The organism is Cohnella sp. GCM10020058, assembly GCF_042683485.1.
Classification (GTDB): domain Bacteria; phylum Bacillota; class Bacilli; order Paenibacillales; family Paenibacillaceae; genus Cohnella.
Genome location: NZ_JBHUJV010000008.1, coordinates 134,774 through 155,057 on the forward strand (window position 1 = coordinate 134,774; position 20,284 = coordinate 155,057).

The window sequence follows — 20,284 nt, forward strand, 5'->3', positions numbered from 1 at the left end:
TCTGAAATGATCGATACGGGTGAAAAAAGATGTATATTTGCAGGTACTACAGGTACTGCGGCTAAAGATTCACGTGACTGTTAAGGTTTAAAAGGCGGAAGTGCGCCCGGGCGAGCAATCGTAAGGAGCTATAGCCCGAGCTAATGCCCACCTCCGCGAGCTGATTTTTACTCTTGCGAGCTACCGCCTTACCCTCCAAGCTAGTGCTTATCCTCTAAGAGCCGCTTCCCGCCCCTCGCGCACGAAACGCGCTGCGGCTTCCATTTGCGGCACTGCGACCGCCTCCAGCGTGACGAACCCGCGGGGCTTCTGCGCCTCGAGCTTCTCCCAGAAGCGGGCATAATGGAGCTGTCCGAGCCCGGCCGCCGTCTCCTGGACGCCGCCGTCTTCGGCACGGACCAGATCCTTGGCATGGGCGCTGACGATTCGCGGTCCGAGCAGCCGGAACGCTTCGTCCACGACCCTGTCCTGGTCGTCCAGATTGTGGCCGCCGAGCAGGTTGCACGGATCGAGAACGACCCCGACGCACGACGACGGGAAGCGCTCGATCGCGGCCGCCAGCGTCTCCGGCGAGTCGATCAAGTGGCCTTGCGCCGCCTCGAGTCCGATGATGGCGCCCCACCGCTCGGCTTCCTCGACGAGCTCCTCGAGCGCGCGGTCGAGCAGCGCCGCGTGCTGCGCGAGACGGCTCGGGTCCTGGGGCACGCCGACCTCGGTCGCCACGATCGGCGCGCCGAAATGCCGCGCGTGCCGCAGATGTTCTTTGAATCGGTCTACATTATAGCGATAATTTTCTTCGTTCAGATCGATAAGGCTGGCATAGCAGCCGAGCACGGCGATCCGCACGCCGTTGTCCGCGAACGCGCCGCCGATCTCGCTCGCGAGTCCGGGGCTGATCTTGCCGAGGGAAAAGTCGATGTCGGCGATCGCTTTGGACAGCGCCAGCTGCACATAGGAGAATCGGTGCTCGGCCACCTTTTCGGCCAATTGCGCGTAAGGGAGCGTACCGAGGAGATGCGCCAATATTCCGACTGACATGGGCTTGCTCCTTTCCTGCGCGTACGAAGACGCGCTTCACTGTTGATGGCGTTAACATTCATTCAACTTACGACATTAACAATCAATGACGCATCACGTCAATCCATATTCGATTCCTATTCGACACCCGGCTCGCAGCCTCCTCCTCACCCCTCCGTCTTCTATCGCCTCCGTTTCTCGGGCATAACGGCCGCCCGGCTGGGGACAATGAGCCAAGCAGGCAGTTCATGGGATGAAGGAGCGCAAACCGAAATGGAAAAGAAGTATGTCAAAGAAACCCGCTGCGTCAAAACCTCCAGAGTATTCCCCACCGACGTCAACAATCACGAAACGCTGTTCGGCGGCAAGCTGATGTCCCATATCGACGATATCGCATCGATCTCCGCCTCTAAGCTGTGCCGGGTCACCGCGGTCACGGCCTCGACGGACTCGGTCGACTTCCTGCTCCCGATTCGGCAGACGGATTCGGTGTCGCTCGAAGCCTTCGTATCGTGGACGGGCACGCGTTCCATGGAAGTGTTCGTCAAAGTAATCCGAGAGGATCTGCGAACGGGGGAGCGGAGGATTGCTGCGACGTCGTTCCTCACGTTCGTGGGCCTCGGCGAGGACAATCGGCCCGTGCCCGTGCCGCAGGTCATTCCGGAGACCGACGAGGAGAAAAAGCTGTTCGAAACCGCGGAGCATCGCAAAGAGATGCGTGGTATTCGGCGGGAGCAGAGCAAGGCGTTCGCGGATTTTTTGCTGACGAAGTACCCTTGGGAGTAAGACGCGCGCCGGTTTCGGCGCCTTTTTTATTTTTCGGACGCTATTCGCTTGACAATTATTAATATTGTCATTATGATAATATAAAAATGACGATGTGAAATGAGGCGACTCCGATGGACTTCTATCTGGAAGACGAACATGTGGTTTCCCGGCTTGTGACGGAATGGCGCAAGTACGGCCGGCTCGTCGTCGCGTACGACTACGACAATACGGTGTTCGATTACCATCGCGCGGGCCTCTCGTTCGACGACGTACCGCAGCTGCTCAGGGAGTGTCGTTCGCTAGGCGCCTATCTCATCGTTTTTACCGCTTGCGGGAAGTCGCAGTTTCCGGCAATTACGGCTTACTTGCAGGACAACGACATTCCGTTCGATGCCATCAACGAGGATCCGCCGTTCGTGCCTTCCTCAGGCGGCAGGAAGATCTACTTTAATATCCTGCTCGACGATCGGGCGGGACTTGGCTCGGCCTACCGGTGCCTGCAGTCGGCGCTGGACATCATGAAGCGGGGAGCGTGAACGGCATGATTCGGCTAAACGGACAGACGCTGGTATTCGAGACTTACCCGAACGGGGAGACGCGAGTGAAAGGGGATCAGATCCTTGCGCTGGCCCGCGGGACGGATGGCAATCGGATCGCGCTCAAGTACGAGACGGACGCGGATCTGATCAAACTCCTGTTCGTCAAGAGCTATTTGGACGACCGCGGGCTTGGCCCGGCATCGCTTGACATCTACTATATGCCTTACAGCCGTATGGACCGCACGGAGGGTTCATCGGCATTTACGCTGAAGTATACGGCACAAATGATTAATGCCATGAACTTCGAGCGCGTTACCGTCGTCGAGCCGCATTCGGACGTCACGCTGGCGCTGCTTGACCGCAGCCAGGCGCTGTATCCGACGCTCGAGCTGCTGGGAAGGGTGACGGCGGAGACGGGATTCGATCCGGCTGCGGACTATCTGTTTTTCCCCGACGCGGGGGCGCAGCAGCGGTACGGCCAGGTGGAGGGCTTCAGACAGCTGGTCGGCCGCAAAAAAAGAGATTTTGCGACGGGGCGCATTCAGAAATTGGACGTTGCAGGCGATGTCGACCGGACAGGTTTCAAGGCCATTATCGTCGACGATCTGTGCTCGTACGGCGGCACGTTCCTGCTAAGCGCGGAACGGCTGCGGGAGCTCGGAGCCTCGCAGATTTATCTGCTCGTCACCCATTGCGAGAACGCCATTCATCAAGGCAAGCTGTCGGCTTCGGAATTGATCGAACGCGTCTACGCGACGGACACGATTCTGGACGGACCGAGCACGGACTTTATTCAAATTTATCCGATCGGAGGCATGCTGCCATGACCGCTGCCAACAATAATTATGTATACCCGGCCACGCTGCTCTGCGACTTTTACAAGGTGAGCCACAAAAATCAATACCCGCAAGGCACGGAGCTCGTCTACTCGACCTGGACGGCCCGCGCCAGCCGCATCGCCGAGATCGACCGAATCGCGGCTTTCGGCTTCCAGGCTTTCGTCAAGGAATACCTGATCGACTACTTCAACGTTCACTTCTTTGGCCGGACGAAGGCGGACGTGACGGAAGAATACAAGCGCGTCATCCGTTACGCGCTCGGCGAGACGAACCCGGACGCCGCTCACATTGAGGCGCTGCACGACCTCGGCTATTTGCCGATCAAGATTAAGGCCGTTAAGGAAGGCAGCCTCGTGCCGGTCAAGGTGCCGATGCTGACGATCGAGAACACGCTGCCCGCGTTTTTCTGGCTCACCAATTACCTCGAGACGCTCATGTCGTGCCAAATGTGGCTGCCGGCGACGAGCGCGACGCTCGCGTTCGAGTACCGCAAGCTTCTTGAGTACTTCGCGCAGCGGACCAACGGAGACGCAACCGGCGTGCCCTTCCAGGGACACGACTTCTCGATGCGGGGCATGGGCTCGCTCGAAGCGGCCAAGGCAAGCGGCGCGGGGCATCTGCTCTCGTTTACCGGCACGGACACGATTCCTGCGATTCTGTATCTTGAGGACCACTACGGGGCCGACATGAAAAAGGAGCTGGTCGGCACGTCGATCCCCGCGACCGAGCACAGCGTCATGTGCGCGCACGGCCGGGACGAGGCGGCTTCGTACCGCTACCTCATCAAGGAGGTGTACCCGAGCGGGTTCGTATCGATCGTGTCGGATACCTGGGATCTGTGGTTCGTCTTGGACGTCGTCATCCGCGGGCTGAAGGACGATATTATGAGCCGGGACGGCAAGGTCGTCATCCGTCCGGACAGCGGCGACCCGGTCAAGATTATTTGCGGCGATCCGGACGCCGAGGACCCGCTTGCGCAGCGCGGCGTCATCGAGATTCTATGGGACATTTTCGGCGGCACGACGACGGCGCGCGGGTTCAAGCAGCTCGACAGCCACATCGGTGCCATCTACGGGGACGCGATCACGATCGCGCGCTGCCGGGAGATCTGCGAGCGGCTCGCGGCCAAGGGCTTTGCGTCGACCAACATGGTTTTCGGCATCGGCTCGTTTACGTACCAGTACAACACCCGGGACACGTTCGGCTACGCGCTCAAATCGACGTATGCGATCGTGGACGGGGAGGAGCGCAGAATCTACAAGGATCCGAAGACCGACGCCGGCAAGGTCAAAAAGTCGCAAACGGGGCTTGTGCGCGTTATTCCGCAGAACGGTACCATGGTCTGTATTGATAATCTGAACAAGGAAGAATACGATCAATACAGCGGGATCGATCTCTTGGAGGACGTGTTCGTCGACGGGCGCCTCGTGCGCGAGCAGACGCTCGGCGATATACGCGCCAGACTCCTCGGGAACCTGCAGGACTAAGCGACAGGGGTCATTTCATATGAGCGATAACCATGCCGGACCATACTCAGCCGCGGGATTCCGTACGCCGGACGGCGCGCCGACGGACATCGTCGTATTCACCATTACCAAGACCGAGCGGACGGGCGCGAAGAAGGCGCTGCCGCTCCGGAAGCTTGCGGTCATGCTGATCAAACGCAAGCAGTGGCCGTGCGAGGGCATGTGGGCGCTGCCGGGGGGCTTCACGCGGGAGCAAGAAACGGTGGAAGCGTGCGCCCGGCGGGAGCTGATGGAGGAGACGGGCGTATCGGACGTGCACCTCGCGTACTTCAACGTCTACAGCGCGCCGGGCCGCGATCCGCGCGGCTGGATGATTTCCCACGCGTTTTTTGCGCTCGTCGAGGAGCGGTACGTGGCAAGCCGCAGGACTTCGGACGAAGCGTCGGACGTGAGTCTGTGGCCGGTCGAGGAGGCGCTCGCCATGGAGCTGGCGTTCGATCACCGTACGATCGTCGCGGATGCGCTCGGGCGGATCCGCCGGGAGATGCTGACGACGACGATCGCCAAGGAATTTCTGCCGGAGACGTTTACGATCGCGGAGCTGTACCAGGTGATTACGGCCGTCGTGCCCGCATTCGAGGAAAAGAATTTTATCCGCAAGGTCACCTCCACGCAGAGCCGCAAAGGCATTCTGGAGGAAGTCCGCGACGCGGAAGGACGTCCGGCGATGTCCAACCGTTACTCGCAGCGTCCGGCGCAGCTGTACCGGTTCACCGATTATGCGCCGGAGCTGTCGATTTACGGCTAGGGGGAGACAGGCCTGAAAGACAGGCCGTACATTAAATTTGGAAGGTAATAGAGACGGAGGCGGAGCGTATGGAGCTGGCGGATCGAATAAGGGGCGGGCTGTACGGCGTGGCGATCGGAGATGCGCTTGGGGGAACGACGGAGTTCATGTCTCCGCGAGAGATCGCGCAGCGTCACGGCTATCTGACTGAGATCGTCGGGGGCGGTGTATGGCGCCTCGAGCCGGGCGAAGTGACCGACGATACGATGATGACGCTGTGCGTGGCGGACGGCATCCTCGAAGCGCCGCGGGATCCGGTTCGGGCGATCGGGAGGCATTTTCTCGACTGGTATGCTTCGGATCCCAAAGACATCGGGAACATTATCCGGACCGTGCTCGCCACGTACGAGGGCAACTGGTTCGAGGCCGCGCTGCTCGCGGACCTTAACCTCGGCCAGAGCGCGGGCAACGGCTCCCTGATGCGCTGCTTGCCCGTGGTGCTGTGTTATCCGGAATGGGCCGACGTCTCGCGCGTGTCGCGCATGCAGTCGAAGATGACGCATTACGACGAGCTGTGCAACGAAGCTTGCGAGATTTATAACCGCATCGCGTTCGCCATGCTGGAGGGCGAGACTCCGCTGCGCGAAGCGATCGCGGACGCCGTCGCGGGCACCGCGTACGAAGCGATGCTGACGTCGGAGCCGAACTGCGAGTCCAGCGGCTATGTCGTGCATACGTTCCGCTGGGTGCTGCATCTGCTGCTGACGTCGGATTCCTTTGAGGAAGTGGTGCAGCGGGCGGCCAATCAAGGCGGGGACTCGGACACGATCGGCGCGATCGCCGGCGGTCTGGCCGGCGTGCACTGGGGCTTCGATGGCATTCCCGAACGTTATTCCTCGCAAATTCTGCTCAAGGACCGATTGGACAAGACATGTGCGGCGATGCTGGCGATGAGGTCGGGGACGGCCGGCTAGTCGCACGCTAGTAAGCGACGGAGACATCGATGTCATGCGCATAGTTGCCGAAGCGGCTCCCGAACAGGCTGACGCCGCCCGGGTAGCGGGCGTCTTCGGCCGAAGCGATGCGCAGCCGGATGTCGCTGCCGGCAGTCAGGTTGAGCTTTTCCGCCGTGATGTCCGATAACTTTATGCCGTCGATATAGCATCCTTCCTCGTTCACCAGCAGCGTCTTCAGCACCCCGTGCTGCGAATTGCTGGATCCCCACCATTCCGGATTAAGCCTGCCGCGCTGGCTGCCGAAGTCTCCCGGGCAGGTCCATATGCCAAGCTCGATGTCGTTTAGCGAGAATGCGATGTCCGACGGCCAGTCCTCTCTATATCCGGGAGATTCCGAACCGATCTCCAGCGTGACGCGAATCTCTCTCGCCCGGACGTCGCCGACCAGATAGTTGGGCACCCGATATTCCACATAACCGCTGCCGAACCACAAATGATGCGCTTCGACGCGTTCGGGCGCGTCGAAATAACGGGGATCGTCCAGCAGGCCGATGAGCTTGCGGGGAGATGCCAGCCCGCAGGTCGGTTTTACCTGGTGCGCGGAATAGTGTCCGATCGGAATGGAGACGGCATAGCTGGACGGATCGCGCACTTCGGGCTCCTGGGCATCGGAACGGAACAGAAGGACGAGCCGTTCCAGGCTGAGCGTGCAAATTTTCTGTTTGCCCCGGGTGCCGGCGGCCATATGGGTGGACACGATCCCGGCCTGCTCGAGCTTTTGCATATGCTTGGTTACGATCGCCGACGAGAGCGCCAGCTCGTCCGCGATCTCTTTGACGTACATCGGTTTTACCCGCAGCATCTCGATGATACGCACCCGCGTTTCCGACGACAGGCATTCGAGCAGTTGCATTTGGCTCGTACTGACTTCGATCTCCATGTGGTTCCCTCAGTTCCTATTGTTAATCATAGAGTTAATTATACTATACGGGAGTTGACAATCAAGCAGGAGCGGGGTACGATGGGTCAATAATAGTTGTTTTTTTTATTAATGATTAACTTTATTATTAACTATTTTGGGAGGATAATCAGATGTCCGAAATCCAAAAGGCAGCCCCAAGACAAGACTATCCGAGGCCTCAATTCGTGCGGGAAGGCTGGGTGAATTTGAATGGAGAATGGGCATTCGAGTTCGACGACGACGCCGTCGGCGTCGGACAGCGGTGGCAAGACGGAAGTCGCGAATTCACCCGGCGCATCCAGGTGCCTTTTGCCTTCCAGAGCCAGCTGAGCGGCATCGGAGAGCCGGACTTCCATGATATTGTCTGGTACCGCCGGACCCTCTCGCTGCCGGAAGCGTTCAGGGATAAACGCGTCGTCCTGCATTTCGGAGCCGTCGATTACGAAGCCTCGGTGTGGGTCAACGGCAAGCTCGTCGCGACGCATGAGGGCGGGCATACGCCTTTCCATGCCGATATCACGGACGCGCTGCGGCCTGCAGGGGAGGACAATACGCTTGTCGTCCGCGCGGTCGACTACAGCCGCGACGTTACGCTGCCGCGGGGCAAGCAATACTGGCTGTCCGACTCCGCGAGCATCTTTTACACCCGCACGACGGGCATCTGGCAGACGGTATGGGCGGAGGCTGTATCTTCCGCGCATCTGGCTTCGGTTCGCTGGATGCCGGATATCGACCGCAACGACATCGGGCTGCGGCTTGCTGTGGCGGGATGGAGCAGTCAGCCGACGCTGAAGGTTAAGGTAGACATTACGTTCGAGGGAGAGCCGGTATCGAGCGACATCTACACGATCCGTTCAGCGAACGAAGCCCGCACGATTCATCTGCAGGAGCTGAACGATCACGGACAGGGACGCTGGTGGTCGCCGGAGAAGCCGAACCTGTACGATGTCAGATTGACGCTTTACGACGGAGAGACGGCAATCGACGAGGTAACCAGCTATTTTGGCATGCGCAAGGTTTCGGTGGAAGCGGGCAGGTTCAACCTCAACAACCGGCCTTATTTTCAGAAGCTTGTCCTCGATCAGGGCTATTTCCCGGACGGCAACCTGACGCCGCCGAGCGACGAGGCCGTCCGCAAGGACGTCGAGCTGACCAAGGCGATGGGCTTCAACGGCGCGCGCAAGCACCAGAAGCTGGAGGACCCGCGCTATCTCTATTGGTGCGACAAGCTCGGACTCCTCGTCTGGAGCGAGGCAGCCAACGCCTATCAGTATTCCGACGCCTATGTGCGCCGCTTTCTCAGCGAATGGCAGGCTTCGATCGAGCGCGATTACAATCATCCTTGCATCGTCGTCTGGGTTCCGATCAACGAGAGCTGGGGCGTGCCTAACATTCAGATCGACGAGCAGCAGCAGCACCATGCGCTGACGATGTACCACTTGACCAAGTCGCTGGACGCGACGCGCCTGGTCGTCTCCAATGACGGCTGGGAAATGGTAAAGACGGATTTGCTCAACATCCACGACTACGAGTATCGGCGCGAGGTGCTGGAGGATCGCTACGCGGCCGCCGAGCGTGCCGTGAACGGCATGCCGTCCGGACGCCGGTTGACCGTCGGAGGCCATGCGTACGAAGGCCAGCCGATCCTCGTGACCGAGTTCGGCGGCATCGCCTACAAAAAAAGCGAGTGGGAGGGCTGGGGCTACTCCGGCGCGGACAGCGACGAGGACTTCGCGTCGCGGCTGCGTGCCGTCATCCAGCCGCTGCTCGGTTCGGGCGTCGTCCAGGGGTATTGCTATACGCAGTTGACCGACGTCGAGCAGGAGATCAACGGGCTGCTAACGTACGATCGCGTGCCGAAGCTGCCGGTCGAGGCGATCCGGGCGATCAACGAAGGGAAGTAAAAGGACAGATTGCGGGTAGTGGGCGTGTCGCGTCCGCGAGAGCAGAGATGCAAGATTGGCTTCTGTGCGCTGTCATATTCGCAAAAAACAATGCAATCGAAGGCCGTGCCCCGTTCGGGTGCGGCCTTTTCGCATGCTTTCCCCCATCTAAATTAGAACCCGAATATAGCTAATGATCGCTATTTTCGAAGGATTTTGGACAAGTAAACGCTTAACCAGGATGAAAAATCACTCATTTTTAAATTTTTCCTTTTTAATGTCTGTATAATAGCGAACAGTGCTGATCATGGATTTCATTCCGCTCAAAAGGAGATGAAGCTCATTCAACGGCTGAACAGAATCGCGATCCTGGCACTTGCGCTCTTTCTTGCGCTTGGCGCAGGCGCGGCATTCGCAAGCACGAATAACACGAATAGCACTCTATACATAGCAGACGTTAAGGTCGACCTGACCCAGAGCCTATGGACGATCGGCGGATGGACATATGCGCCGGTCAAAGAGATCGCGGACCTTATGGGCTGGAAGCTCGAGTACGACGGAGAGTCCGGCCGCACCACGATTCGCAACGATCTGGGCGACGTGCTCGCGTTCAAGGCAGGCTCGTCAGCCGTTGCGCTGAACGGCGGCACCTACGATATCGGCGGTACGGTCCGGTTAAAGGACGGCGTCACCTATGCGCCGCTGCGGGTCGTCGCCGAGTCGATGCACGCCAGCGTCGGCTGGAAGGAGCAGGAGAAGGTTGCGGTGCTCCGGCAAGAAGAGCTGTACGAAGTCGTCGCGGGCGATACGCTCTGGCGCATTGCCGAGGCGCACGATACGACCGCGACTGCGCTGAAGGTGCGCAACGGGCTGCCCGGCGAAGCGTTGTCCGTCGGTCAGCAGCTCAAGATCGTCGCGCCGGAATTCCTCGATCCGGACGTCTCCGAGCAGAAGGCGACCGCCGCAGCGGCGGAAGCGGTCGACCCTGCCGATGTGACGCTGCTCGCGAAGCTGGTGGAGGCCGAAGCGGGCAGCGAGCCCTACGCAGGCAAGCTCGCTGTCGCGAGCGTCGTCATGAACCGTCTGCACAACGACAGGTACCCGGACACTTTGCGGGGCGTTATATACGCCCCCGGACAGTTCTCCCCTGCCGGCAATGGCAGTCTGGAGCGGGAGACGCCTTCCAAGGACAGCATCAAAGCGGCCAAGGCCGCTCTGTCCGGCGAGAACAACGTTCCTGGCGCCTATTCTTTCTTTAATCCGCAGCTCGAGCCTGCCAAGGCCAAGCGGCTGAAGGCGATCAAGAAAATCGGCCATCATGTGTTTGTCTAAAGAGCGGAATACCGGACATTGCGCGGAGAGCGGGGCAGAGGCCCCGCTCTTTGCCGTATCCGGGGATAGCAGCGGGAGCGCGCGCGTTTGGGTAAAATAAATATAGATTCTACGGAAAGAGGCGAATGTCATGGAGAAACGAGCGTACGGCAAGACAGGCATGCAGGTTAGCGTACTTGGATTCGGCGGCGCGGAGATCGGCTTCAGCGGCGCCGCTCAGCGGGACGTGGACAGGCTGCTGAGCAGCGCATTGGATGCGGGGCTCAACCTGATCGATACGGCGGAATGCTACAAAAACAGCGAAGAGCTCATCGGCCAAGCCGTTTCCGGCAGGCGCGGCGATTATTTCCTGTTCACCAAATGCGGACATGCCGCAGGCCTTGACCTGCCCGACTGGGATCCCCGCATGCTGGCGCAGAGCATCGACCGCAGTCTCGAACGGCTCAAGACGGATTACGTCGACGTGATCCATCTCCACAGCTGCTCCGAGGAGGTGCTGAGGCAGGGCGACGTCATCGACGTGCTGAAGCGGGCCAAGGAGCAGGGCAAGACGCGATTCATCGGTTACAGCGGCGACCATACGAACGCGCTGTACGCCGTACGTACGGGCGCGTTCGATTCGCTCATGACTTCCTTGAACATCGCGGATCAGGAAGCTGCGGATCTCACTTTAAAAGAAGCGGCGGAGAAAGGCATGGGCGTCGTCGTCAAGCGTCCTGTAGCGAACGTGGCTTGGCGGCATACGCAAGCGCCGGATGCCAAGGCTTATGAGTATCCGTATTGGCAGCGTCTGCAGAAGCTAAAATATGAATTCCTGCAAGGCGAGCTGGAAAAAACGGTCGGGAAGGCGCTGCGCTTCACGTTGTCGACGCCCGGCGTGCATTCGGCGATCGTCGGCACCGCGAACCCGGATCGCTGGACATCGAACGCCAGGCTGCTGGCGCAGGGCCCGCTGTCGGCAGCGGAGTACGAAGCGATTCGCGAGCGTTGGCATTCAGTCGTCGAAGACGATTGGGTTGGCTTGGAATGAAAAAAGAGAACGTGCATTCCCTTTTTGCCGCGAATGTGATTTAATAAAAGCAATACGTTAGCGGTGAAGCACACCCCGACGGTCGTCCATGACGGCTTGGTCGGGGTTTTTGCTTTTCAGGAGCGGAGGGAGGGCAAAGGTTGAGCTTGAGAATACTTTTGCGACGGAGGAACGTGCTTTATAATGGACTTATTATTTCAGGTGAACGGATATGAGCGGCGGGAAGAAGACCGCAGGCCCCTCATTTCCTCACGATACGTCTTACCGTTACCTGTTCTCGAGTAAAAAGCTGTTCGTAGAGCTGATCCGTTCGTTCGTGGCCCGAGAATGGGCCGAGACGATCGACGAATCCGACCTGGAAGCGATCGATCACGCCTTCGTTTTGCCGGATTTCGGCCGGAGGGAAGCCGATCTGGTATATCGCCTCCGCATGCAGGGCAGGGAGATTATTTTTTATCTGCTGCTGGAGCTTCAATCGACCGTGGATATGGCCATGCCGTACCGGCTGCTTCAGTACCAGGTGGAGATATGGCGCTATCTGCTCCGCAACCGGCCGGCTGCGGAGGGCGGCCGGTTCGCGCTGCCTGCGATCGTGCCGATCGTGCTGTACAACGGCCAGCGTCCGTGGACGGCGCCGAGGCGGTTAGAGCTGAAGAACCAGTTTCTCAACTGGCTGGCGAATATGGTCGCCAAGCAGCTGCCGGACCCGACCAAGGCAATCGACGATTTGATTAACCAGTTTAGACAGGAGGGTGAGGTAACCATGGGACTGCAGCAAAACCTGGAGGCGATTCGCAACAGCGGTATGGAGGAAGGTCTCAAGCTCGGCATTGCTAAAGGGAAGGAGGAAGGCCTGGAGCAAGGTCTTGAGCAAGGTCTTGAGCAAGCAGCGCTCCGCATGCTTCGGCTGGGGCTTAGTGTTGAAGTCATCGTCGAAGCGACGGGTTTAACCGAGGATAAGCTGCAGAAGCTCCGCGAACGGATAAAATAAAATCATGTCCTCTGCGGCGCCCGCCGCAGAGGATGACGATGGTTGGCCGTTACGTTCCTGTTTTAGCCTTTCCGCACTTCAAGCAATATCGCCTGCCATACCCGCGGCCGTAGCGCACGATTCTGCGTATCGCCGTCCGGTCCTCAAGCTTGGCGAACGGGCAAGGATCCGGGCGGGTGTTGACCTCCAGTATCCAGGGCTTCCGCCCGCGGTCTACGGCGATATCAATGCCGAGCTCGTTCATGGCCGGGTAACTGCGCCCGAAGCGGCCCGCAGTCAGCAGAGCCAGCTTCCTCATCCTTTCGATCAAGCCCGCGGTCTCCGTATGACCTGCCGCGGGCCGAAGCAGCCGCCCGGCTTCGTAGATCGCGCCGCCCTGGCTGCCGTTCGAGACGATCTTGCCCGGATGCGCGACGCGGCCCGCGACGCCGGTGTCGACCCATCTGCCCGCCGCGTTTTTTTGCACCATGATTCGAAAATCAAAAGGTCTGCCTTCGTACCGCAGCGCGCGCACGCCCCGCTGAATCAGATGGCGCCTCTTTCCCATGCGGCGTCGCATGGACATGTACATTCCCGCGTAATTGCCGAAGTCATACCGCTCGGTGCCGAGCTGGTATCGATAGCGGCCGCTAGACCTTCGCTCGACCCGCAATATGCCTATGCCCTGCGATCCCGTGTCGGGCTTCACATAGACCATCCCGCGTTTCCCCAACATTTTCCGCAGCCGCTCCCGGGAGAACGATACGGTGACCGGCACATGCTTCCCCAGCTTGCCGCCGCGTAGCAATCCGGTTTTGACCAGCTTGCTGGACACGGTCTGTTTCGAACGATTGATCACGGCATATTCACCTCCGCATCTGACTGTTATCATCATACGAACGACAAATGCCCTTTGCGATTGTCCGCCGGTACGGCGTCATCCGGTTCAAGCGCGTTTCTCGAACGTCCGACCGCTCTTTGACATATGGTGGTAGCATCCCGAATCAGGCTTTGACCTTGACGGGCAAGGAGTGGATCGAATGTCCGAGCCTGCTGTCGGGAGGGCCTTCGCCGAAGAGACTGCGCAGCGATTCCCATGGTATCGCGGGCTCCCCGGTTGGGATGCGGCACCGCCGGAGACATTGCCTCTGATCACAGCTTCCGTGCTGGAGGCTTTTTATTATACGGAAGGCAACCCCCTTGCGCTCCGCAGCGATCTGTACTGCTATCGAACCTCGGGAACGAGCTCGGGCCTGCGCAAGGCCATCTACTATTCAGACCGGGACGAAGCGGCGTATTTGCGCATCAAGGAGAACGTCTTCCTCGACATCCTCGGAGATCGCGGCTATCGGACTGCGGTGTCGGACATGGGGACGGGACATGCCGAAGCGACCGCTTCCAGTGTATTCCGGAGCCTTGGCATGGCAGTCCACACGCTGTCATACCGGGATCCGATCGAGCGGCACGTCGAACAGCTGCAGCGGATCCGCCCCGAGGTGCTCTACACGATGCCCTCAATACTCGACCGCATACTGCTCGCGGCGGACGATCCGCGTTTGTTCGGCATAAGGCAAGTCATTTTGGTCGGAGAGATCGCGGCCCCGGCGTGGATCAGACATGCAGCGGGCCGTCTCGGCCTTGAGCCGGATGCGTTCGTCGACACGTACGGGTCGATCGAGATCGGCACCATTGCCTATTTCGACCATCGGTACGGGCGCTACTTGCTGACGGAAGGACTCGAAGCGGAAGGCATCGGCGTCGAGGCGCTCGGCGAGACGTATGAGCCGCTGCCGGCGGGCGAGCAGGTGCTTGTGCTCTCGTCGGCCGTCAGAGAGGCGTTTCCGGCGCTTCGGTACGTCACGTACGACGTCGTCCGCGATTTGCGCCCGATCGTCGTGGAGGGGGTGCGGAGGCAGAGCTTTCACAGCATTGTGAAGCGCATCGGCCCCGATCTCAAGCACGGAGAGAAAATCAGCATCTACGACATCGAAAATGCGGTTTACCGGCATGTCCGCGATGCAGGCGTCCGCGTCAACGTAGCGGGCAACGCCCTGCGCGTTCACCTGCATGGCGCGGCTGCGGACCAAGCGCTGCTCGATTTGGTGCGCGCGGAGCTGGAGGAACGCATACCGGAGATCGGCGCCATGATCCGCGGCGGCATTTTGTCCGGTATCGAGGTCGTCGCCGATGCCGGATTCGATGACGAACAAAGTCGTGGCACCGTCAAAAACAAAAAAATATTTTATACGTAAAGGTCGGGTTCGCATGAGACTCGAAGGAGGCATCGCGGAAGCGGTCGGGCGCACGCCGTTGATCCGTCTGGGACGGCTGTACGACGGCGAACCGTTCGAGGTGCACGGCAAGCTGGAGTGGATGAATCCCGGCGGCAGCGCCAAGGACCGCCCGGCCTTGTATATGCTGCGCGAAGCGATCGGACGAGGCGAAGTGTCCGAGGGCAGCGTGATCGTCGAATCCAGCTCGGGCAATCTGGGCATCAGCCTCGCGCAGCTGTGCGCTTATCTGGGACTTCGGTTCATCTGCGTGGCGGATCCCCGCACGACCCAGCGGCATCTGCAGATCATCCGTAGCTTCGGCGGCGAGATCGAGATCGTGACGAAGCCGGACGCGCGCACGGGCGAATATCTGCCTGCGCGCATACGCCGGGTGCAGGAGCTGGTGCGCGAGATTCCGGGGGCGTATTGGACGAATCAATACGGCAATCCGGACAATGCGCTGGCGCATGCGGAAACGACGATGCGCGAGATCGCGGAACGGCTCGGCACGGTGGACTACTTGTTCTGCGGCGTCAGCTCTTGCGGCACGATTCGCGGATGCCGGGACGATATCCGGCGACGCGGCTGGCCGACGCGGATCGTGGCGGTCGACGCGGAAGGCAGCGCGCTGTTCGGCGGGTCCGACGGCCGGCGAAGATTCCCCGGTCTCGGCGCCGCGCAGGTGCCGGACCTGCACGACGAGTCGCTGGCCGACCTCATCGTACGCGTATCGGATGCCGATTGCGTACGGGGCTGTCGGGCGCTTGTGCGGCGGGAAGCCATTCTCGCCGGCGCGTCTTCGGGGGGCGTCGTCGCGGCAATCGGCCGGATGAGCCATGATATTCCCGCCGGCGCCGTGTGCGTCGCGATTTTGCCGGACCGGGGCGAGCGGTATATGGACACGGTGTACGACGACGATTGGGTCCGCAGAGAGCTCGGCCTGCAGCCGGAACAGGAGCTCAATCCGGAACTCAATCCGGAGCTCGATCCGCAGCCGATGCGGGAGCCGGCACCCAATCCGCAGCTCAATCCGCAGACTTGCTTTTCGGCAGAGAGCGAAGGTGGCCGCGGATGATCTATTTGCACGACGGGCATATCCGCTCGCTCGGCATCGACTGGGGCCGGCTGGTCGGCATCGTCGAGGCGGTCGTTCGCGAACGGGAACATGGCACGTGCGTCAGTCCGGCCAAAACGTATTTGCGCTACGGGGACATGCGCAACCGCATCATCGCGATGCCGGCCTATGTCGGCGGACCGCTCGATCTGGCCGGCATCAAGTGGGTGGCGGGCTTCCCCGGCAATATTGTTCGCGGCCTGCCGCGGGCGAGCAACGCGATCGTGCTTAACGACGCGCAGACGGGGATCCCGTCCGCTTTTATCCGGAGCGCGCTGCTGAACGGCTTGCGAGCGGCTGCGGTCAGCGGCCTGATGCTGCGGGCGTATCTGGAAGCGCGGCAGCCGGAGGAAGCGAGGCTCGGCATCGTCGGCTGGGGCCCGATCGGCCGTCTTCATCTCGACATGTGCGCGGAGCTGCTCGGCGATCGGCTGAAACGGGTGTCTCTCTTCGATTTGCGGCCGATCGATTCGCAGACGGTCCCTGCGGATCTACGGGACATCGTCAGCATCGAGAGCGATTGGCGCGCGGTTTACGGCGCATCCGACGTGTTCGCGACGTGCACCGTATCCGCGGAGCGTTACGTCGACGAGGCGCCGCCGGCCGGCGCGCTGCTGCTCAACGTTTCGCTGCGCGACTACGAGCCGGCCAGCGTATTCGGGAAGGCCATACCTGTCGTGGACGACTGGGCCGAGGTATGCCGGGAGAATACGGATATCGAGCAGCTTCACGCAGCTTATGGACTTGGCGAGGCAGATGCGCGCACGCTTGCGGACGTCGTATGCCGGGACGCGTTGCGCGATTTTCCGGCGGGCTTGCCGATCTTTTTTAATCCGATGGGACTGGGCGTTTTTGATATCGCGATTGCGGGCGATTACGCGAGGCTGGCAGCAGAGCGCGGCATCGGAATCCCGCTGGAGGATGCATCAATAAAATAGGTCTAGAGACTTAACGCCTGATGTGGGTTCTGCTTTGACATCGGGCGTTTTTAATGCGGGAAACTACATTGTATGTCACGTCGGATTTGCGCGGTACCGCAAAAAAGCATGGAAATCCGCGAAGATTTGCGGTACCGCGCAATGATTTTTCGGTTACAGAGAAAAGATGGGACTTTATGATTAATATAGTTCGAATTAACCGGTCAGGAGGACATTATGAACATAGCAGCGAACAAATCGGCAATCGTGAGAGACGGGACGGGCGAACGATCGGACGAGCTGTTGCAGGATATTCTGCAGGCGCTTCGCCAGGTCGTGCCGCTCCCGCTCAGCGTTACGGGCCCTCGCTCGGAGAAGGATGAATGGCAGGACGAGTGGGGCGTGCTGATCGGCGTGACGGGGGACATGTACGGACGCGTCGTCATCCTGGGGGAAGGCGATGTGTTCGGCAGGCTCGGGGAATCGATGTTCGGGATGCTGCTCGAGGGCGACATGCTTCATTCTTTCGTCGGAGAGCTGGCCAATATGGTCACGGGACAAGCGGCGACGCTCGTTTCCGGCAGGGGTTACCGGATCGATATTACGCCGCCAACCGTCATCACAGGTAAAATGCACATCTACGGACTAAGGAACGTCGTGCGGATGTCCGTCGCGTTCGAACGCGCGGGAGAGCTTCAATTCATCATATCGCGAGATGCGGAAGGGAAGGTGTGACGACATGGCAACGATATTGGTCGTAGACGATGCGGCGTTCATGCGAATGATGCTCAAATCGATTTTGCAAAAAGGCGGACACGAGGTCGTCGGCGAGGCTGAAAACGGTGCGGTCGCGGTCGATAAATACGCCATGCTGAAGCCGGATCTCGTGACGATGGACATCACCATGCCGATCATGGAAGGCATCGAAGCGGTCCGGTTGATCCGGGCGAACCATTCGGACGCGAGGATCATCATGTGCTCGGCAATGGGCCAGCAGGGCATGATTATTCAGGCCATTCAGGCCGGCGCGAAAGACTTTATCGTCAAGCCGTTCCAGGAGGATCGCGTCATTGAATCGGTCAACAAGCTGCTTAAAGCCGAGGGGAGGCCGGTGTCGTGATGAACCTGTCCATCAAAAACCGTCTGGCGATCGTGCTGCTGATCGTGCTGCTGCTGCCAAGCTCCGCCATCGGCTGGTTTTCCTTCCGCAGCGCCGCCAAAGAGATCAAGTCGCAGATTCAGAGCTCCGCAAGGGAGAGCGTGCAGGCGGCGGAGATGAAGATCCAGGAAGAAATCTCGTCCGGCATGCAGGATGTCGATTATCTCGCGGGTCTCATGAGTTCAAAGCTGCTTGCGGGCGATGAATCGGCTAAAGCCGTGGCGCTGCTTGCTCCCTTCCAAAACGCCAAGAAACATTACCAGAACATCGTCTTCGGAACGGTGGACGGAAAGACCGCCGCCGCGCCAGACTCCAACTTTGCGGCGGATTACGACCCGCGGCAGCGGGATTGGTACAAGCTTGCGATGGAGCACCCGGGGACCGCTGTCGTCACCAATCCGATGGTGTCGGCCACCAACGGCGAAATGATCGTTGTCGTCTCCAAGACCGTCGACGACGGCACGGGCGTCGTTGGCGCTGTCCTCGGCCTGAAAGAACTTGGCGAGCAGATGAAGCAATACAAGGTCGGCGAGCGCGGCTACATTTTGGTCATGGACGGCAACCACAACTACATTACGCACCCGACTAAAACGCCGGGGACGCCGAACACCAATAGCTATATCGGGCAGGTGTACGCTTCGGAAGAAGGTACCGTCAATTACACGCTGGAGGGCGTAAAAAAAGAAGCGGCCTACGCGACGAACAAGCTTACGGGATGGAAGATCATGGGCGCCATCGAGCTGAGCGAGGTATCGGATGCGACGCGCGGCATTTTGTATACGACGATTATCGTTATCGCCGCTACCGCAATTGTCAGTCTGATGCTTGCATTCTGGCTGATCCGTTCGATCAGCACGCCGATGAAGCGTCTGATGCAGGCGACGGAACGGATCGCGGACGGCGATCTGACGGAGGAGGTGCCTGTTCGGAGCAAGGACGAGCTCGGTCAGCTTTCCGTTGCGGTCAATCGCATGATCGCGAAGCTCAGGACGCTGATCGGCGAAGTGGTTCGCTCCTCCGAGAGCGTCGCGGCTTCGTCGGAGCAGATCTCGGCGAGCACCCACGAGATCGCCAGCGGCACGAACGTGCAGTCTGAAGCGGCCTTGGACATCCGGGAGCGCTTCGGCGAGCTGTCGGCAGCAATCGCGGCCGTCGCCGATGGTGCGGAGTCGGCTGCGCTGCTGGCGTCGCAGACCTCGTCAATCGCCCGAGACGGAGGCGCCGTCGTCAACCGGTCGGTGGCCAGCATGGGAGAAGTCAGCAAGCAGGTCGCGCATCTGGCCGAGGACAGTGCCAAGATCGGCGATATTCTCGAAGTCATCGGCGACATCGCCGAGCAGACGAACCTGCTGGCGCTGAACGCGGCGATCGAGGCGGCCCGCGCCGGCGATCAGGGACGCGGATTTGCCGTCGTCGCCGACGAAGTCCGCAAGCTTGCGGAGCGCAGCGGCGAAGCGACCAAGCAGATCTCCGCGATCATCAAGGAGATGCAGCGCAACACCGAGCGAAGCGTAGAGGCCGTCGCCGAAGGCGTGAGCCATTCGAAGGAGACGGGTGAAGCGTTCGAGCGCATCCTCTCCATGGTTTCCTCTACGGAGGATAAGGTCGGGGAGATCGCTGCAGCCAGCGAGGAGCAGGCCGCGCAGTCCGAAGAGGTCAGACGCTCCATCGAGAGCATCTCCGCTGCCAGCGAAGAGGCCGCCGCCGCGTCGGAGGAGACCGCGTCGACTTCTCAATCGCTTGCGCAGCTCGCAGAGCGGCTGCACGAGTCCGCATCCGTATTCAAGATCGACTGACCGATACCGCCGCGATCGGCGGGAGCCACGACAAGAGGGGAGCATCCGCCATGACGGCGCAAGAACAATACGTGGAGCTAGGCATCGAACGCGAGCAGTATGCCATTCGCATACAGGACATCCACGAGATTATCAAGATGCAGGACATTACGCACATTCCGGGCGTTATGCCATATGTCAAAGGCGTCATCAACCTCAGAGGCAAGATCGTGCCGGTCCTCAGCCTGCGGGACCTGTTCGGGATGGAGGAACAGCCGTACACGAAGCAGACCCGCATCGTCGTCGTGAACCATGCCGTCGATACGGTCGGCATCATCGTCGACCGCGTCAGCAAGGTGACGACATTCAACGATATCCAGGCGCCGCAGGGCCGCTTCGGCGGCCTCGACAGCCGGCTGTTCACGGGGATCGGCTTGGCTAACGGAGGGCTGGTCGGCATCCTGCAGCTGGAGGAAGTTTTGCTTCGAGACTAGGGGG

The 20,284-nt window shown here is 60.1% G+C and carries 20 protein-coding genes; 17 read left to right on the plus strand and 3 right to left on the minus strand.

The genetic code is table 11. The features are described 5' to 3' along the window. Window positions 1-207 precede the first annotated feature (207 nt). Entirely contained in the window at window positions 208-1,038 is an 831-nt protein-coding gene (locus tag ACFSR7_RS13110) for a sugar phosphate isomerase/epimerase family protein (RefSeq protein ID WP_378162159.1), read from the minus strand. Window positions 1,039-1,290: 252 nt separating this feature from the next. Between ACFSR7_RS13110 and ACFSR7_RS13115 the strand changes: the two genes are divergently transcribed. The 6 genes from ACFSR7_RS13115 to ACFSR7_RS13140 all read left to right on the plus strand — a co-directional run bounded on the left by ACFSR7_RS13115 (window position 1,291) and on the right by ACFSR7_RS13140 (window position 6,390). Continuing rightward, window positions 1,291-1,803: an acyl-CoA thioesterase gene (locus ACFSR7_RS13115; RefSeq protein ID WP_378117750.1), complete on the plus strand. Its 513-nt coding sequence runs from the start codon at window positions 1,291-1,293 to the stop codon at window positions 1,801-1,803. A 113-nt stretch (window positions 1,804-1,916) separates the two neighbouring features. After that, window positions 1,917-2,321 carry a hypothetical protein gene (locus ACFSR7_RS13120; RefSeq protein ID WP_378162160.1) on the plus strand — a complete coding sequence of 135 codons (405 nt, stop codon included), beginning with the start codon at window positions 1,917-1,919 and terminating at the stop codon, window positions 2,319-2,321. 5 nt (window positions 2,322-2,326) lie between these two features. Next, entirely contained in the window at window positions 2,327-3,151 is an 825-nt protein-coding gene (locus ACFSR7_RS13125; protein WP_378162162.1) for a ribose-phosphate pyrophosphokinase, read from the plus strand. Continuing rightward, entirely contained in the window at window positions 3,148-4,650 is a 1,503-nt protein-coding gene (locus ACFSR7_RS13130; protein WP_378162164.1) for a nicotinate phosphoribosyltransferase, read from the plus strand. Before ACFSR7_RS13125 ends, ACFSR7_RS13130 begins: the two co-directional genes overlap by 4 nt. Before the next feature lie 19 nt (window positions 4,651-4,669). Continuing rightward, the gene (locus ACFSR7_RS13135; RefSeq protein WP_378162166.1) at window positions 4,670-5,437 is read left to right on the plus strand and encodes an NUDIX hydrolase; all 768 of its coding nucleotides are present in this window, start codon (window positions 4,670-4,672) and stop codon (window positions 5,435-5,437) included. A 68-nt stretch (window positions 5,438-5,505) separates the two neighbouring features. Next, window positions 5,506-6,390: an ADP-ribosylglycohydrolase family protein gene (locus ACFSR7_RS13140; protein WP_378162168.1), complete on the plus strand. Its 885-nt coding sequence runs from the start codon at window positions 5,506-5,508 to the stop codon at window positions 6,388-6,390. 7 nt (window positions 6,391-6,397) lie between these two features. On the opposite strand, the gene ACFSR7_RS13145 is transcribed toward ACFSR7_RS13140, so the two are convergent. Then, complete coding sequence (locus tag ACFSR7_RS13145; protein WP_378162169.1) at window positions 6,398-7,312, minus strand: ArsR/SmtB family transcription factor; 915 nt, start codon at window positions 7,310-7,312, stop codon at window positions 6,398-6,400. 152 nt (window positions 7,313-7,464) lie between these two features. On the opposite strand from ACFSR7_RS13145, the gene ACFSR7_RS13150 reads away from it, so the two are divergent. The 4 genes from ACFSR7_RS13150 to ACFSR7_RS13165 all read left to right on the plus strand — a co-directional run bounded on the left by ACFSR7_RS13150 (window position 7,465) and on the right by ACFSR7_RS13165 (window position 12,569). Then, window positions 7,465-9,237 (plus strand): glycoside hydrolase family 2 protein, encoded by a 1,773-nt coding sequence (locus ACFSR7_RS13150; RefSeq protein ID WP_378162171.1) that lies wholly within the window; start codon window positions 7,465-7,467, stop codon window positions 9,235-9,237. A 312-nt stretch (window positions 9,238-9,549) separates the two neighbouring features. Then, a complete protein-coding gene (locus tag ACFSR7_RS13155) occupies window positions 9,550-10,548 on the plus strand; it encodes a cell wall hydrolase (RefSeq protein ID WP_378162173.1) in 999 nt (332 codons plus the stop codon). 130 nt (window positions 10,549-10,678) lie between these two features. Then, entirely contained in the window at window positions 10,679-11,578 is a 900-nt protein-coding gene (locus ACFSR7_RS13160; protein WP_378162175.1) for an aldo/keto reductase, read from the plus strand. Window positions 11,579-11,789: 211 nt separating this feature from the next. Then, entirely contained in the window at window positions 11,790-12,569 is a 780-nt protein-coding gene (locus ACFSR7_RS13165; protein ID WP_378162177.1) for an Rpn family recombination-promoting nuclease/putative transposase, read from the plus strand. 49 nt (window positions 12,570-12,618) lie between these two features. On the opposite strand, the gene ACFSR7_RS13170 is transcribed toward ACFSR7_RS13165, so the two are convergent. Beyond that, window positions 12,619-13,407 carry a YheC/YheD family protein gene (locus ACFSR7_RS13170; protein WP_378162179.1) on the minus strand — a complete coding sequence of 263 codons (789 nt, stop codon included), beginning with the start codon at window positions 13,405-13,407 and terminating at the stop codon, window positions 12,619-12,621. 181 nt (window positions 13,408-13,588) lie between these two features. Between ACFSR7_RS13170 and ACFSR7_RS13175 the strand changes: the two genes are divergently transcribed. From ACFSR7_RS13175 to ACFSR7_RS13205, 7 genes are all read left to right on the plus strand, one after another. Beyond that, on the plus strand, window positions 13,589-14,800 hold the full coding sequence (locus tag ACFSR7_RS13175) for a phenylacetate--CoA ligase family protein (RefSeq protein ID WP_378162181.1): 1,212 nt from the start codon (window positions 13,589-13,591) through the stop codon (window positions 14,798-14,800). A gap of 13 nt (window positions 14,801-14,813) precedes the next feature. Then, entirely contained in the window at window positions 14,814-15,896 is a 1,083-nt protein-coding gene (gene sbnA, locus ACFSR7_RS13180; RefSeq protein ID WP_378162183.1) for a 2,3-diaminopropionate biosynthesis protein SbnA, read from the plus strand. Beyond that, on the plus strand, window positions 15,893-16,873 hold the full coding sequence (locus ACFSR7_RS13185; RefSeq protein WP_378162185.1) for a 2,3-diaminopropionate biosynthesis protein SbnB: 981 nt from the start codon (window positions 15,893-15,895) through the stop codon (window positions 16,871-16,873). Before sbnA ends, ACFSR7_RS13185 begins: the two co-directional genes overlap by 4 nt. Before the next feature lie 216 nt (window positions 16,874-17,089). Next, the gene (locus ACFSR7_RS13190; RefSeq protein WP_378162187.1) at window positions 17,090-17,587 is read left to right on the plus strand and encodes a chemotaxis protein CheX; all 498 of its coding nucleotides are present in this window, start codon (window positions 17,090-17,092) and stop codon (window positions 17,585-17,587) included. A 4-nt stretch (window positions 17,588-17,591) separates the two neighbouring features. Then, window positions 17,592-17,972 carry a response regulator gene (locus tag ACFSR7_RS13195; RefSeq protein WP_378162189.1) on the plus strand — a complete coding sequence of 127 codons (381 nt, stop codon included), beginning with the start codon at window positions 17,592-17,594 and terminating at the stop codon, window positions 17,970-17,972. Further along, window positions 17,972-19,807 carry a methyl-accepting chemotaxis protein gene (locus ACFSR7_RS13200; RefSeq protein ID WP_378163044.1) on the plus strand — a complete coding sequence of 612 codons (1,836 nt, stop codon included), beginning with the start codon at window positions 17,972-17,974 and terminating at the stop codon, window positions 19,805-19,807. Before ACFSR7_RS13195 ends, ACFSR7_RS13200 begins: the two co-directional genes overlap by 1 nt. Before the next feature lie 50 nt (window positions 19,808-19,857). Further along, on the plus strand, window positions 19,858-20,280 hold the full coding sequence (locus tag ACFSR7_RS13205; RefSeq protein WP_378162191.1) for a chemotaxis protein CheW: 423 nt from the start codon (window positions 19,858-19,860) through the stop codon (window positions 20,278-20,280). Window positions 20,281-20,284: the final 4 nt, after the last annotated feature.

What these genes read in the sequence shown, in the direction of transcription:
- ACFSR7_RS13110 (WP_378162159.1), bottom strand. Translation starts at nt 1,038, where the DNA reads ATGTCAGTCGGAATATTGGCGCATCTCCTCGGTACGCTCCCTTACGCG.
- ACFSR7_RS13115 (WP_378117750.1), top strand. Translation starts at nt 1,291, where the DNA reads ATGGAAAAGAAGTATGTCAAAGAAACCCGCTGCGTCAAAACCTCCAGA.
- ACFSR7_RS13120 (WP_378162160.1), top strand. Translation starts at nt 1,917, where the DNA reads ATGGACTTCTATCTGGAAGACGAACATGTGGTTTCCCGGCTTGTGACG.
- ACFSR7_RS13125 (WP_378162162.1), top strand. Translation starts at nt 2,327, where the DNA reads ATGATTCGGCTAAACGGACAGACGCTGGTATTCGAGACTTACCCGAAC.
- ACFSR7_RS13130 (WP_378162164.1), top strand. Translation starts at nt 3,148, where the DNA reads ATGACCGCTGCCAACAATAATTATGTATACCCGGCCACGCTGCTCTGC.
- ACFSR7_RS13135 (WP_378162166.1), top strand. Translation starts at nt 4,670, where the DNA reads ATGAGCGATAACCATGCCGGACCATACTCAGCCGCGGGATTCCGTACG.
- ACFSR7_RS13140 (WP_378162168.1), top strand. Translation starts at nt 5,506, where the DNA reads ATGGAGCTGGCGGATCGAATAAGGGGCGGGCTGTACGGCGTGGCGATC.
- ACFSR7_RS13145 (WP_378162169.1), bottom strand. Translation starts at nt 7,312, where the DNA reads ATGGAGATCGAAGTCAGTACGAGCCAAATGCAACTGCTCGAATGCCTG.
- ACFSR7_RS13150 (WP_378162171.1), top strand. Translation starts at nt 7,465, where the DNA reads ATGTCCGAAATCCAAAAGGCAGCCCCAAGACAAGACTATCCGAGGCCT.
- ACFSR7_RS13155 (WP_378162173.1), top strand. Translation starts at nt 9,550, where the DNA reads ATGAAGCTCATTCAACGGCTGAACAGAATCGCGATCCTGGCACTTGCG.
- ACFSR7_RS13160 (WP_378162175.1), top strand. Translation starts at nt 10,679, where the DNA reads ATGGAGAAACGAGCGTACGGCAAGACAGGCATGCAGGTTAGCGTACTT.
- ACFSR7_RS13165 (WP_378162177.1), top strand. Translation starts at nt 11,790, where the DNA reads ATGAGCGGCGGGAAGAAGACCGCAGGCCCCTCATTTCCTCACGATACG.
- ACFSR7_RS13175 (WP_378162181.1), top strand. Translation starts at nt 13,589, where the DNA reads ATGTCCGAGCCTGCTGTCGGGAGGGCCTTCGCCGAAGAGACTGCGCAG.
- sbnA (WP_378162183.1), top strand. Translation starts at nt 14,814, where the DNA reads ATGAGACTCGAAGGAGGCATCGCGGAAGCGGTCGGGCGCACGCCGTTG.
- ACFSR7_RS13185 (WP_378162185.1), top strand. Translation starts at nt 15,893, where the DNA reads ATGATCTATTTGCACGACGGGCATATCCGCTCGCTCGGCATCGACTGG.
- ACFSR7_RS13190 (WP_378162187.1), top strand. Translation starts at nt 17,090, where the DNA reads ATGAACATAGCAGCGAACAAATCGGCAATCGTGAGAGACGGGACGGGC.
- ACFSR7_RS13195 (WP_378162189.1), top strand. Translation starts at nt 17,592, where the DNA reads ATGGCAACGATATTGGTCGTAGACGATGCGGCGTTCATGCGAATGATG.
- ACFSR7_RS13200 (WP_378163044.1), top strand. Translation starts at nt 17,972, where the DNA reads ATGAACCTGTCCATCAAAAACCGTCTGGCGATCGTGCTGCTGATCGTG.
- ACFSR7_RS13205 (WP_378162191.1), top strand. Translation starts at nt 19,858, where the DNA reads ATGACGGCGCAAGAACAATACGTGGAGCTAGGCATCGAACGCGAGCAG.